This is a genomic window from Verrucosispora sp. WMMD703 (assembly GCF_049178935.1).
Classification (GTDB): domain Bacteria; phylum Actinomycetota; class Actinomycetes; order Mycobacteriales; family Micromonosporaceae; genus Micromonospora; species Micromonospora sediminimaris.
The window spans coordinates 3720356-3733957 of sequence record NZ_JBMHMM010000004.1 but is presented as its reverse complement, the minus strand read 5'-3'; the positions used below and the strand labels follow the sequence as shown (position 1 = coordinate 3733957).

General features: G+C 69.6%; 12 protein-coding genes. 7 read left to right on the top strand and 5 right to left on the bottom strand.

From position 1 onward, the window contains the following. Positions 1-2 precede the first annotated feature (2 nt). On the top strand, positions 3-1055 hold the full coding sequence (locus ACN26Z_RS17640) for an aminotransferase class I/II-fold pyridoxal phosphate-dependent enzyme (protein WP_421462400.1): 1053 nt from the start codon (positions 3-5) through the stop codon (positions 1053-1055). Then, positions 1042-1977 carry a Rossmann-like domain-containing protein gene (locus ACN26Z_RS17635; RefSeq protein ID WP_421462398.1) on the top strand — a complete coding sequence of 312 codons (936 nt, stop codon included), beginning with the start codon at positions 1042-1044 and terminating at the stop codon, positions 1975-1977. Before ACN26Z_RS17640 ends, ACN26Z_RS17635 begins: the two co-directional genes overlap by 14 nt. A gap of 102 nt (positions 1978-2079) precedes the next feature. On the opposite strand, the gene ACN26Z_RS17630 is transcribed toward ACN26Z_RS17635, so the two are convergent. From ACN26Z_RS17630 to ACN26Z_RS17615, 4 genes are all read right to left on the bottom strand, one after another. Further along, positions 2080-3057, bottom strand: coding sequence for a sugar phosphate isomerase/epimerase family protein (locus tag ACN26Z_RS17630; protein WP_421462396.1), 978 nt, complete (start codon positions 3055-3057; stop codon positions 2080-2082). A 21-nt stretch (positions 3058-3078) separates the two neighbouring features. Continuing rightward, positions 3079-5211, bottom strand: coding sequence for a PQQ-dependent sugar dehydrogenase (locus tag ACN26Z_RS17625; RefSeq protein WP_421462394.1), 2133 nt, complete (start codon positions 5209-5211; stop codon positions 3079-3081). A gap of 392 nt (positions 5212-5603) precedes the next feature. Then, the gene (locus ACN26Z_RS17620; RefSeq protein ID WP_421462392.1) at positions 5604-6206 is read right to left on the bottom strand and encodes a dihydrofolate reductase family protein; all 603 of its coding nucleotides are present in this window, start codon (positions 6204-6206) and stop codon (positions 5604-5606) included. Beyond that, positions 6179-7294 carry a DUF418 domain-containing protein gene (locus ACN26Z_RS17615; protein WP_421462390.1) on the bottom strand — a complete coding sequence of 372 codons (1116 nt, stop codon included), beginning with the start codon at positions 7292-7294 and terminating at the stop codon, positions 6179-6181. Before ACN26Z_RS17615 ends, ACN26Z_RS17620 begins: the two co-directional genes overlap by 28 nt. Before the next feature lie 145 nt (positions 7295-7439). Here ACN26Z_RS17615 and ACN26Z_RS17610 point away from each other — a divergent pair, with 145 nt between their 5' ends. Both ACN26Z_RS17610 and ACN26Z_RS17605 read left to right on the top strand, forming a co-directional pair. Beyond that, positions 7440-8585, top strand: a complete 1146-nt coding sequence (locus ACN26Z_RS17610) for a sensor histidine kinase (RefSeq protein ID WP_421462388.1) — start codon at positions 7440-7442, stop codon at positions 8583-8585. Beyond that, positions 8582-9223 (top strand): response regulator, encoded by a 642-nt coding sequence (locus tag ACN26Z_RS17605; RefSeq protein WP_421462386.1) that lies wholly within the window; start codon positions 8582-8584, stop codon positions 9221-9223. Before ACN26Z_RS17610 ends, ACN26Z_RS17605 begins: the two co-directional genes overlap by 4 nt. A gap of 13 nt (positions 9224-9236) precedes the next feature. On the opposite strand, the gene ACN26Z_RS17600 is transcribed toward ACN26Z_RS17605, so the two are convergent. After that, positions 9237-9599: an MmcQ/YjbR family DNA-binding protein gene (locus ACN26Z_RS17600; protein ID WP_421462384.1), complete on the bottom strand. Its 363-nt coding sequence runs from the start codon at positions 9597-9599 to the stop codon at positions 9237-9239. A gap of 131 nt (positions 9600-9730) precedes the next feature. Here ACN26Z_RS17600 and ACN26Z_RS17595 point away from each other — a divergent pair, with 131 nt between their 5' ends. The 3 genes from ACN26Z_RS17595 (at position 9731) to ACN26Z_RS17585 (ending at position 13602) form a co-directional block, all read left to right on the top strand. After that, entirely contained in the window at positions 9731-10114 is a 384-nt protein-coding gene (locus ACN26Z_RS17595) for a nucleotide pyrophosphohydrolase (protein WP_421462382.1), read from the top strand. 121 nt (positions 10115-10235) lie between these two features. After that, positions 10236-12185: a DNA/RNA helicase domain-containing protein gene (locus tag ACN26Z_RS17590; RefSeq protein ID WP_421462380.1), complete on the top strand. Its 1950-nt coding sequence runs from the start codon at positions 10236-10238 to the stop codon at positions 12183-12185. 127 nt (positions 12186-12312) lie between these two features. Next, entirely contained in the window at positions 12313-13602 is a 1290-nt protein-coding gene (locus ACN26Z_RS17585; protein WP_421462378.1) for a serpin family protein, read from the top strand.

The following is a 13602-nucleotide window of genomic DNA, read 5'->3' as shown; positions in this document are numbered from 1 at the left end:
CGATGTCGCGGTCGGGCGACCTCTCGTCGGGCAACCCGGATCCGGACCTGCTCCTCTGGCGTCACGACCGCTGGCCCACCGCCGTCGCGGCCAACCTGCTGCTCTACGGCACCCCCAGGATCGTCGATGCCCTGCTTGTCCCGGCCCAGGCGTACCTGGCCGGCCAGGGCGTCGCCAACGACCACCTGACGGCGTTGCCCGGTGGGCTTGAGGCTGTCGATCGGGCGTTGGCCACGCTGCTGCGTCCCGGGGACCGCGTGATCGTGGAGAGCCCCACCTACAACGGAGACCTTCCGCTGATCGCCGCGCTCGGTCTGGTGCCGGTGCCGGTGCCCGTCGACGAGGAGGGGCTGCGACCAGAACCGTTCGTCGCGGCGCTCCGGGACGCCGCCGGTGTGCTGTACCGCCCGCGCGCACAGAACCCCACCGGGGCAGCACTCACGTCCGGGCGCGGCAACACGCTGCGCGCCATCATCGAACGCTTCCCGAGCCTGCTCGTGATCGAAGAGGACCATGCGGGCGGGATCGCGGGCGCCGACTACCACTCCGCGATACCAGCCGGCCATCCACGATGGCTGCACGTCGCGTCGGTGTCCAAGTGGCTGGCCCCCGATCTCCGGTTCGCGTTGGTCTCTGGTGACCGGGAGTCGATCCAGCAGGTGGACCAGCGCAGGCTCCTGGGCGGTGGGTGGATCAGCCGGATGACCCAGCTCGCCGTGGCCGCCCACCTGGCCGACCCGGACCTCGCGGCAGACCTCGCCCGGGTGCGGGACGAGTACGGCAGACGCCGCCGCCACGTGCTCGATCTGTTGGCCGAGCGGGGTCTGCGCGGATACGGGCGCACCGGACTGAACGTGTGGATCGAGGTGCCCGACGAGGCGGAGACCGTGTCCCGGCTGGCCAGGCGCGGCTGGCAGGTCGCCCCTGGGTCGCGATTCGCCGCACCGACACCGGCGATCCGGGTGACCGTGGCCGCGCTCGCTGTGGCACAGGCGCAGCGGTTCGCCGACGATCTGTTGTCGGCCACCCGGGGGCCCGGCCGTGTCGCTGATTGAGACCGCGATCCGCCACGAGTTGCGCACGCGTCCGGATCAGGGCCAGCGGTCGGTCGACGAGATCCTGACGGGCAGGTCCTTCGCAGCCGTCGTCCTCGATGACGGCAGCGTCGGCACCGCCATGGACTACCAGGGTTACCACGGCGGCGGGTCACCGGGCGCGGTCGTGTGCCGGCGTGGCAGCCAGGTCACCGACTACCTCGGTACCTTGCCCGGCAGGTCGCTGCTGGACTGTGACCTCGTGCGTACGCCCCCGGCCGGGTTGGACCTGACCCGGCAGGCCGTCAAGATCGCGCTCCTCAGTGCGCTGTCCCGGCCCTGGCTTCGGCCGACCGCACTGGCGGAAGCGGGCCTGGGTCACGTGGTCGCGCCCTTTGACGAGGTGCACGCCCACCAGGCGGGATCGGCCGTTACGGAGGCGCTGACCCGGGCGGTGGGGAGCGCGGGCACGGTCGGGGTCATTGGCTTCGGCGGGCTGATGGAGCACCTGGCCGAGGTGGACGGGGTGAGCCGCGTGCTGGTGGCCGATCTGCACGACGCGCCACGAGCCGAGCGTGTCCGGTCCACTCTCGCCCGGTTCAACGCGAGGTTCGGCGAGGCGCGCATCCAGCTGGTCGGCGATGACCTGCACCGGCTGGCCGACGAGTGCGAGGTCGTCCAGATCACCCCATCGTCGCTCTGCAACGCGACGATGGACGAAGTCCTTCGTACGCTGCGGGGGTTGCGGCTGATCGTCGTCGGGCCCAGCGGCGCGGTGCCACCGCCGGTGTGGCAGGCGCACGGAGCCGTCCTGGTCTGCACCGAGCTGAGGGACAGCCGTTTCGTCCGGGCGTACCACCACGACGATCATCTGTACGAATGGTACGTGGAATACGATCGGCGGCTCACCTACTGGCCGCAGGAACGGCGACCGACCGAGTGACCGGGCACTTACGGTCGAGTCGCGCCGGGTTCCGCCCCGGGGTGGTCGGGGCACCACCTCGACCGTGGCCGACGTGGTGCCCCGACTACCGCAGAGCGATCGTCAGTACCGCAGGTTCCGCAGGTAGCGGTAGCCGATCTCGGCGGTGAGCTGAGGCGTCACGTCCGGAGTGTCGTTCTCCACGATGTACTCAAGCACCGGGTGCTTCCGGAAGATCCGCCTGAAGTCGATCATTCCGGTGCCCAGGTCGGCCATGTCGCCGTCGGCGGCATGCCGGTCCTTGACGTGGTACTGGAGCACCCGCTGCGGCGCGGCGCGGATGACGTCCAGGGTGAAGCCCTCGGGGTCGGTCACCCCGTCACCGGACTCGATGCCGCCGGTGACCGCCCAGTAGATGTCGATCTCCAGGTGGACGAGCCGGGGGTCCAGTTCCTCGGTCAGCACGTCCCACGGGGTGCGACCGCCGCCGAGGTCGATGGTGAACTCGTGGGCGTGGTTGTGGTAGCCGTAACGCAGACCGGCGCGGGCCGCCGCGGCGGCCTCGACGTTCATCTGCTCCGCCCACCGCTTCCAGTCGTCGGCGTTCTCCGAGTAGAGGTACGGCACCACCATGAACTTCTGGCCCAGCGTCACCGCGTTGCGGATCTTCTCCTGTAGCGCGGCGGGAGTTTCGCTGATCCCGTCGTGGCTGGACGTGGCCTTGATGCAGATGCTGTCCAGGAAACGACGCAGCTGGGCGGCGTTGCGGCCGAAGTAGCCCAGCGCCAGCTCCACCTTCGGGTAGCCGATCCGGGCCAGGTGCCGCAGCGTGGCGTCGTACCCCGGCTCGCCGTTCAGCGCGTCACGGACCGTCCACAACTGAATGCTGATCAGCCCCGGCGGCACCCGCCGCCGACCGGCATGCCCGTGCCCGGGACCGTGCCCGTGCCCCGGACCGTGCTTGGGACCGGCGGAGGCGGCCGTTGCGCCCGCCGTGGCGAGGCCGACACCGGCCATCGCGGCCACCGAGCCGCGTAGCAGGCCCCGCCGGTCGAGGACGGAACGCCGCAGTGCGGCCATCCCGTCGTAGCCGTAACACATGATGACTCCTCTCGTGGGTGTCTACACGCCCGGTACGAGCACGACCTGGTCGGTCCCGGTCAGCGGCGGCAGCCCGTCGTCACCCGGGTCGGTGTAGGAGGCGACGAACACGGCGGACAGGTTGTCCGTCTCCGGGTCGTGCCCCGAGGGGACGGTGGTCAGGATCGACCCGGTGCAGCCGTTGGCGGTGGTCTGCGGGTGGCCGTGGTCGTCGTGGCCGAGGATGTAGGTCACGCTGACCCGGGCACAGTCCACCGGCTGGTCGTCGGTCACCCGTACCTCGTACTGAATGGTGTCGCCGAAGGCGAAGGGTTGGCCCTCGACCGGCGCGACCAGCTCGACCACCGGCACCGCGTTGCCGACCACGACCCGCACCGACGCCGACGCCGAGCGTCCCTTCCGGTCGGTGACCTTGAGCGTCGCGTCGTAGCTGCCGTTCTCGCGGTAGGTGAAGGTCGGGTTCGCCGACCGCGAGTCGACCCGGTCGTCGTCGTCCAGGTACCACTCGTAGCGCAGTCGGTCGCCGTCCGGATCGGTGGTGCCCTCGCTTGAGAACTCCACCGTCAGCGGGGCCAGACCCGCGGTCTGGCTGGCCGAGACCGCCGGAATCGGGCTGCGGTTGCCGTCCCGACCGATGAAGTCGATCCGGGCCACCTGCGCCTCCGGGTTCTCGCTGAAGAAACCGTCACCGTACTCGAGGACGTAGAGCGCGCCGTCGGGGCCGAACTCCAGGTCCATCGGGTTGTCGAAGACGATCGAGGGCAACACCGGCTCGATTCCGTCGAGCTTGCCGCGCCGGTCCAGCTGGAACGCCTTCACGTAGTCGCGGGTCCACTCGTAGAACAGCGGCTTGCCGTCGTAGTACGCCGGCCACGCCACCGGGTTGCGGCCCCGGGTGGTCGCCCGGTCGAAGCGGTACGCGGGCCCGGCCATCGGGCCGATGCCGCCGGTGCCCAGCTCCGGGAACTCGGAGGAGAGGTCGTAGCTGTACCACACGTCCGGCTGCTGCGGCGCGGGCAACTTCCGCAGCCCGGTGTTGTTCGGCGACTCGTTTACCGGCGCCGAGCAGTCGAACTCCGCACCGGACTCCTCGGTGGCGAAGTCGTAGTCCCGGTAGGGCAGTTGCGGAGTGATGCAGTAGGGCCAGCCGTGGTTGCCGGCCTTGCGGGCCACGAACCACTTACCGTGCCCCGCTGGTCCGCGCAGCGGGTCGGGTTGACCAGCGTCCGGCGAGTAGTCGGCGACGTACAGGTCGTTGGTCTTGCGGTCCAGTTCGATCCGGAACGGATTACGCAGACCCATCAGGTAGATCTCGGGCCGGGTGTTCCGGGTGCCGGGCTTGAACAGGTTGCCCTTGGGGATGGTGTACCTGCCGTCGGCGCCGACCTTGATCCGCAGGATCTTGCCGCGCAGGTCGTTGGTGTTGGCGCTGGTGCGCTGCGCGTCGTACGCGGGATTACGGCCGGGCCGCTCGTCGATCGGGGCGTACCCGCCGGACTCGAACGGGTTCGTGTCGTCCCCGGTGGACAGGTACAGGTTGCCCTTGGCGTCGAAGACGATGTCCCCGCCGACGTGGCAGCAGATGCCCCGGTCCACCGGCACATCGATGATCCGCTGCTCGGTGCGCAGGTCCAGAATGTCCTTGACCAGCCGGAACCGGGACAGGCGGATGACGCCCTGGAACGGTGCGAGTTCCTCCTCGGAGCCCCAGGCCGGCGCGTCACCCTCGTTGACGTCCGGGGTGGACGGGTCGTCGACCGGGGTGTCCATCGGCGGCGAGTAGTACAGGTAGACCCAGTTGTTGCCGCGTCGGCCGAAGTTCGGGTCGACGGCGACGTTCTGCAGGCCCTCCTCGTCGTGCTGGTAGACGTCGAGAGTGGCGGCGACCGTGTTGCGGCCGGTGTCGGGGTTGTGCAGCCACACCACCCCGGCCCGGGTCACGTGCAGCACCCGGCCGTCGGGCAGCACGGCGAGGTCCATCGGCTCGCCGGGGCGGTCGTTGAGGGTGACCTTCTGGAAGGCCGTGTCGGGTGGGGGACTGGTGGTGCCGGGCGCGGCCGTGGGGGTGGTCGGCGCGGCCATCGAGCTGGCGGGCGGGGCGACGAGTGTGATGGTCGTCAGGCCGGCCACGGCGAGCGCGAATCGTCTCTTCAACTGCCTCTCCTAGGTGTGAGGACGGGTCGGGCAGGTCGGGACGTACGGGTGCTGGGCTTCTCCTCCGGGTGTCGGGCAGCACCGGATGGCCCGTTGAATCGCCGGTGGGCGACGCGGGCGCGGGAACTGGGAGTTGGGGGTAGGTGTCCGAGGGGCCGTCGGAGGTCACGATCGAGGCGCTGGCCCCGGCGGCGGTTCACCTCGTCGTAACATCCGGGCTGAAGTTAACAAAAGCGATGTCGATATGTCCATGGCTTCTGCCAGGTTTAATCGAACTTTTGGCTATGGTGGCGAAAGGATCGTCCACACACGAAAAACCGCCCTCGGTCCCCGAGGTGGCTCCCCAGGACCCGAGGGCGGTGCAGGTCGGATCGACTGCTCAGCGTGGCCTGTCAGGCCATGGGGCCGGTGTCGTGGGCTCCCCGGACCGCGTACCGGTGCATCGTGACACCCTGAACGAACGACGCCTGCTCGATCAGATCCAGCTCGACCGGCTCGTCGTGCGTGTCGAACAACGGCCGACCGGTGCCGAGCACCACCGGATGGGTGAAGAGCAGAAGCTCGTCGAGCAGCCCCGCCCGCAGCAGACCGGTCGCCAAGGTGGCGCCGCCGACCCCGATGTCACCGTCGGACTGCGCCCGCAGGCGCGCGAGTTGCTCGATCGCGTCGTCGCCACCGATGACCCGGGTGTTGTGCCCGGCGCTGTCACGGGTACGCGAGACCAGCACCTTGGGCATCGAGGTCCAGATCTCGCCGTACTCACGCATGAAGTCCGGCAGGGATTCGTCGTCACGTGCCGCCGGCCAGAACGCCTCCATCGTCTCGTAGATCGTGCGGCCCTCGATCATCAGCGACATCGCCCGAGCCCGCGCGTTGAACTCCCGGTGCAACGACTCCCCGATGCGCATCCAGTCGCCGCCGCCCTGCTCACCCGGGGTGCGCTCGATCCGCAGATCGACCGACACGTTCATCCAGTACACGAACCGACCCGACACGCTGCCTCCCCAAGGTGATCAGGATCTTGCTTCCGTGCAGACGCTACCTCTCCGTTCTCCACCAACGGAGCCCGTCGCCACCACGTCAGGCAACGCCACACCCACTCCGCCGGTCCGTAGCGGAACGATCGCAGCCACAGCGTGCTCCACACCGCCTGCACGATCAGGATGCCGATGCTCAGGCCCACGATCCGGGGTAGGTCGCCGGTGCTGTCGATGCCGAGCGGCCCTGCGGCGAGCAGAAACAATACGGTGGCGCTCAGGTAGTTCGTCAGCGCCATCCGACCCATCGGAGCCAGCACGGCGGTCAGCGCCGGTCCCAGCGGCGTACGCAGCAGCAGAAGCAACCCACAGCAGTACGCCAGACCGGTGGCGATACCGGCGAGCGGGGGAAGCAGGCTCACTCCGCCACCGGGCCCTCCGATGAGATTGACGAATGGCAACTCCGCTCCGCGTAGCCGCAGCACGATCCACCCCACGGACAGGGCGGTGAGGAGGACGAACCCCGCCGCCACCCGCCCGGTACGACGTTCGAGCGCGGCCGGCACCTCCAGCATCGCCAGGGCGTAGCCGAGCGCGAGCAGGCCGGGGATCGGGCCGAAACCGTTTACGACCTGCGCACCGGCGAGCAGGAGCAGGACCGCCACGACCAGCGCCGCCCGCCCGCCCAGGTAGCTCAACGGGAGCAGAAAGAGCAGACCCGCCAACGCGTACGCCGTCAGCGCCTCACCGGGATGGACGACGAAATGAACGACGCCGATGAGTAGCAGCACACCCAGCCGGCGGGCCAGGACCAACCGGGGCCGGTCGGTCCGGGTGGCCGCACGGCGCAGGAAGATGCCGAAGCCGATGCCGAACAGAATCGAGAAGATCGGATAGAACCGCTGGTGAAAGAGGAGCTGAACCGCCTCCGGCAGCTGCGACGCCGTGCCTGCGGCCGCGCCGCGGAAGACGACCTGCTGGTAGATGTTGATGATCAGGATGCCGCAGAGCGCGAAGCCGCGCAGCGTGTCCAGGGCGTGGATACGCCGCCCGCCGGTGGACACGTCTGCCGCCGCCAGGTCGGAGGCCGGTCTCGATGGCGTCATGAGTCCATCAGATCGAGACAACGGGCCGTCAGGTCAGCGGTGAAGGTCGGGACCGTAACCTACTTTCGTCGTACGGTCCGGGTCGTTTCGTCGTGACCACGGGCGTCCGGCGGGCGTTCTCCGGGCGCGCGGTTACCCTGGTGCCATGGCTCGTTGCCGAGTCCTTCCGGTCGCCGTCGACATGTTCCTGGTGGTCGTGGCGGCGGTCGTCGGGGCCGGCCTGGAGCTGGCCGACCCGGATGTCGGCACCAAGCTGATCCCGGCACCGACGCAGGCGTACGTGGCCGCACAGGTGCTCGCGGCGGCCATGCTGCTGCTTCGCCGTCGACATCCCTACACCGCCGCGTCGATCATTGCGGTGATCAGCCTGTTCGCACCGGCTTGGGCCGCCGTCCTCGTGTCGTACGCCGTCACGGCCCACGGCGACGGCCGACGGCGGCGGCAGTGGGCGGTGATCGCGCTGCTCACCGTGGCGTTCCTGGTGGGGGCCCGCGCCTGGGACATCGACGACCCGTTCACCGCACCGATCGTCATCGTCTTCGGCGCGGTGCTGGGCCTGTACGTGCGGGCCCGGCGTGGCCTGCTGGCGGAGCTGACCGACCGGGCGGAGCGGGCCGAACGGGAGCGGCTGCTCCTGGCCGAACAGGCCCGCGCCGACGAGCGGATCCGGCTGGCCGGCGAAATGCACGACGTGGTCACCCACCGCATCAACCTGATGGTGCTACAGGCCGGCGCCCTGCGGGTCAGCACCACCGACCCGACGGCCCGGGCGGCGGCAGAGGAACTGCGGGTGACCGGCTGCCAGGCACTGGCGGAGCTGCGTGATCTGGTCGGTGTGCTGCGCAGCGAAGGCGGGACGCCAGACGCGGGCGAGGAACCGAATGAGGGGCCGGCCCTGGCGGAGCTGGTCGACCAGTCCCGCACGGTCGGCCTGCCGGTGGGGCTGGCCGAGGAGGGTGACCCCGGCGCGGTCGCACCCACCGTGCGGCGCACCCTCTTCCGGGTGGTGCAGGAATCCCTGACCAACGTGCACAAGCACGCCCCGGGCGCCGCCGCCACCGTCACCGTCAACTTCGGCAGACAGCACGTACGGGTGCGCGTGCACAACAGTCGCCCGAACCGGCCACCCGACGCCGACCTGTCCGCCGCTGGAGGCGGCAGCGGCCTGGCCGGGCTGCGACACCGGGTGGAGGTGCTCGGCGGCACGATGACCGTCGGGGCCACGGAGGACGGAGGCTTCACCGTCGACGCCGACCTGCCGACGAACGTGCCGACGGCGGTGCGCCGATGATCAAGGTACTGGTCGTCGATGACGAACGGATGGTCTGCGCACACCTGCGCACCATCCTCAGCTCAGCCCCGGACCTGGAGGTGGTCGGCGAGGCATACGACGGTGCCGACGCGGTGGAGGCCACCGTACGCTCGCGCCCCGACGTGATCCTGATGGACCTGCGGATGCCCGGAGTCGACGGGATCCGCGCCATCGAGCGGATCCGGCGGCTACCCGCACCGCCACGGGTGCTGGCGCTCACCACCTTCGACCTGGACGAGTACGTGCTCGGAGCGCTCCACGCCGGGGCGGTCGGGTTCCTGCTCAAGTCCACCCCGCCCGAGGACCTGCTGGACCTGGTCCGGGTGGCCGCGGCGGGACACACGGTGCTGTCGTCGGCGGCCGCCGGCCGTCTCCTCGCCCAGGCCGGAAACGTCCCGCAGGCCCGTGACCTGATCGGCTCGCTCACCGATCGCGAGGTGGAGGTGCTGGAGAGCCTGGGCGCCGGCCGGTCGAACCAGCAGATCGCCCGCCGGCTGCACCTGTCCGAGGCCACCGTCAAGGGCTACGTCTCGCGGCTACTGGTCAAGCTCGGCTGCGCGAACCGCACCCAGGCTGCTCTGCTGGCTCGCGAGGCAGGCCTGGGGCCGGATCGTTGAGGCGTGCGGTGACCTACCCGTCGAGCCGGGTGAGCAGGGTCCGGGGTGCCACCGCCCGGTAGCCGTCCTCAATGATCTCGGCCAGCTCGGCCTCGCCGATGCCCGTGTCGAGGCGTACGCCGACCCAGCCGCGATGCCCCACATAGGGCGGGCGGAAGTACGTCCCCGGGTTCTCCGCGATCAGCTCGACGGCGGCACCCGGCGGCGCGGCACACCACAGGTGCGGGAAGTCCTCCTGGTGATGGCCGTCCGGCCAGACGGTGGCGAACGACCGCTTGCCCCGGACGAACCAGGTCGGCGTGCCGTGACTCAGCCGCTCGCTGACCTCGGGAAGCCGCAGGCAGGCCCGCCGGACGATCGCCACCATGTCGGTCATCGCCCCACGCTAGGACACCGGTCTGACAGAACTCGGGACCGCCGGAGGTCGGATCGGGACGCCGGGCAGGGCGGCACTCACCGGCCTGGCCGAAGTCGGCTGGTGAGCTGGCGGCGGTAGGGTTCGGCCCCGTGGAACACGAACCGAATGACCCCGGGCTGGCCGACCTCGTGCACCGGCTGCGCCGGTTCGCCGACGAACGGGACTGGCAGCGGTTCCATACGCCGAAGAACCTGGCGATGGCCCTAGCCGGCGAGGTGGGCGAGCTGCTGGCCGAGTTGCAGTGGCTCACCCCGGAGGAATCCGCGCAGGTGATGGCCGATCCCGAGCACGGCGCACGGGTGCGCGCCGAGATCGGCGACGTCATGATCTACCTGATCCGACTGAGTGACATCCTGGGCATCGATCCGCTGGCTGCCGCCACCGACAAGTTGACGGAGGCAGCGCATCGCTACCCGGTCGAGCGCTCGTACGGATCTGCGGCCAAGGCTCCTTCGGTCGACCGCACCGACTAGCCACCAAGACCCTGATCCGACTCGGTAAGGTGCTCAGAGCCAAGCGGTCCGACGGGCTTCCGGTGCACGGATATGCCCCCCATCCGCACGATCACATCGTGCTGCCTGGGGGCATGTGCCAATGTCGGCGTTTCGGACGTCCGCCGCCAATCTGTTGCGTCTGGCCACTGACGGCACCCTCGCCGACCGGGTCGCCGAGCATTTGTGGTCGATCCGCCACGGAGTGAGCCCGGCTGAGCGGCGGTCCTGGATGAACAGCCTGCCGGTCCTGGCGCAGGACCTCGCCGACGCTGGCCTCGATCAGGTGGAGGTGCTGGTCGAGTACCAACTGCCGTTGACCAGCCGACGTATCGACGCGGTGCTCGCCGGCGTTGATCCTCGTAGCGGGGATGACTCCTATCTGGTCGTCGAGCTGAAGCAATGGTCCTACGCGACCGCGTACGAGGAATCCGACACCCTGGTCGCGGTCGAGCACGCACGTGCACCACGACTGCATCCCGGCGTGCAGGTCGCCGACTACTGCCAGTACCTCACCGATTTCCTCGGCATCCTGGGCCGCCGCCGCTACCCGCTCAATGGGGCCGCCTACCTGCACAACGCCGTCGACCGGGACATCGTCGACCTGCTCGATCGACCAGTCACCGAGCAGAGCCGACTCTTCACCAGGCAGCGTCGCGGCCAGTGGCTCGCCTATCTCCAGTCGCGGTTCGCGCCGAAATCCGGCGCGGCCGCCGCCGATCGCTTCCTGACCAGCACCGTCCGGCCCAGCCGACATCTGCTGCGGTACGCCGCGCAGGAACTCAAGGACCGGTCACAGTTCACCCTGCTCGACGAGCAGCATGTGGCGTACGAATTGGTGCTGCACGCAGTCGAGCGGGCCCGGAAGGCGAACCGAAAGCGGGCAGTGGTGGTGGCCGGCGGACCGGGCAGCGGCAAGAGCGTCATCGCCCTGTCGGTGATGGGTGAACTGGCCCGTCAGGGTCGGACCGTGCTGCACGCCACCGGCTCCCGCGCGTTCACCCAAACCCTGCGTCGCTACGCCGGACACCGTTCGACCCGGCTCCAAGGGATGTTCAAGTACTTCAACAGCTTTATGGACGCCGGGGCCAACGACATCGAGGTGCTGCTCTGCGATGAGGCACACCGGATCCGGGAAACCTCCGTCAACCGGTACACACCCAAGGCTCGGCGGGACCGGGCGAGGCCGCAGCTGGACGAACTGATCTCGACTGCGCGCGTGCCGGTCTTCCTGCTCGATGAGCATCAGGTGGTCAAACCGGGGGAGCTGGGCAGCGTCGAGGTCATCTCGGCGTACGCCGGGAAGCTGGGCCTGGAGGTCGAAGTCGTCGCCCTGCACGACCAGTTCCGGTGCGGCGGCAGCGCGGCGTACGAGGACTGGGTGCTCACTCTGCTCGGCCTGGACGGCGATGGACCGACCGTGTGGGCCGGCGACGGACGGTTCGATCTGCGGCTGGCGGAGTCCCCGACGCAGCTGGAGGCGTTCCTGCGGACGCGCCAACGCCCGCCGGGCGCTGCCGGTGAGCCGGGACAGACGGCCCGGATGTCGGCCGGTTACTGCTGGCCGTGGAGCGACCCTCGACCCGACGGCACCCTGGTGCCGGACGTAGTCGTCGGCGAGTGGGCCCGACCCTGGAACGTCAAGAGCGATCGCAGCGTGGGTGATGCTCCCGGTAGTGCCTTCTGGGCCACCGATCCGAACGGCTTCGACCAGGTGGGCTGCGTCTACACCGCCCAGGGCTTCGAGTACGACTGGTCCGGTGTCATCATCGGCCCCGACCTGGTGGCGCGCGACGGCCGACTGGTGACTCGGCGGGGCGAGTCGAAGGACCCAGCATTGCGGAGCCGCAAAGCCGTGAGCGACGACGAAGCTGACCGGCTGATCCGCAACACTTACAAGGTGCTGCTGACCCGCGGCATGCGCGGGACGATCATCCACTCGGTCGACCCGGAGACCCGCGAGTTCCTGGCTGCTCTGGTGAGACCCACCCGCGAGGTGGAAACCCACTATGCGCAGAATGGCGACGGCGGGGGTGGCCGCACGTTCGACTGACCGGTCCTGGCGGGGCAGAGGGCAGCGGTTGCCGGAAGCCGTACGCAAGTAACGAACATTGGTGAACTTCGATGCATTCTGGACCTTCCTCCGTCACGTCCCGGTAACACTGCACTACCGTCGGGACATGGTCTCGCGTCGATCGATTCTCGGAGCGGTGCCACTCGCGGCCGTCGCTCTCACCGCCACCCCTGGTCATCCCCGCTGGCTCACCGGAGCGTCCGCGTCCAGCGATCCGGTACGCGTACCGCCCGACCCGGCCACCATGCAGGCCGCCGCGACAGCGGTACGCGGCTTCACCGCCGACCTCTACCGCACGATCGCGTCGATCCACACCGGTGGCAACGTGGTGTGCGCGCCGTACTCGGTCCAGTTGGCTCTGGCGATGGCCAGGGCGGGTGCTGGCTCGACCACGGCGGACGAGATGGATGCCGTGCTGCACGCGCCGCATCCGCGACCCGGCGCGCTCGACAGCGGTCTGAACACCGTCGACCAGTCGCTCGCCGGGCGGTTCCAGGATGGCGACGGAGTGCGGCAGCCCCGGATGACCACGGCCAACGCGGTGTGGACCCGGCTCGATCTGGGCCTGCGATCCGGGTTCCGGGACACCCTGGCGGGCTACTACGGTGCCCTCCCGCACCCGGTCGACTTCCGTGACGCGCCGGAAGCGGCCCGCCAGGAGATCAACACCTGGGTGTCCGATCGCACCAATGCGAAGATCCCGGAGTTGTTGGCCCCGGACTCGGTGCGCTCCGACACCAGCCTGATGCTGACCAACACGGCCTACCTCAAGGCGGCCTGGTACTACCCGTTCAGGGCGGCGGCCACCGTGCAGGAACCGTTCACCCGGGACGACGGCACGGTCGTCCAGGTGCCGATGATGCGTGGCCCGTTCGACCGGATGGGCCATGTCCTGGGCGACGGTTGGCGGGCGGTCGACGTGCCGCTCGCGGGTGACGGGCTGGCCATGGCGATCGTGATGCCGACCCGCGACAACCTCGCCGCGGTCGAGGCGAACGTCGACGGGGCGTGGCTGGGCGCGTTGTTCGCCGGCTTCCAGTTCACCGACATCGAGCTGCGGATGCCCCGGTGGACGTTCCGCCTGCCGGCCCAGTTGGGCGCGGCGCTGAGTGGCCTCGGCATGCCCACGGCCTTCACGCCGTACGCCGACTTCACCGGCATGAGCACCACCGACCCGTCGCTGTGCATCGACGACGTGGTGCACGAGACGTTCATCGGGGTGGACGAGAAGGGCGTCGAGGCGGCAGCCGCGTCGGCAGTCATCATTCGGCCACCGTCCATCCCGCAGGGGCCGCAGTTCTTCGTGAACCGGCCGTTCCTGTACGTCATCCACGACCGGGTCACCGGCGTACCGCTGTTCCTCGGCCGGGTCCACGACCCGCTGGTCACCGGCTGA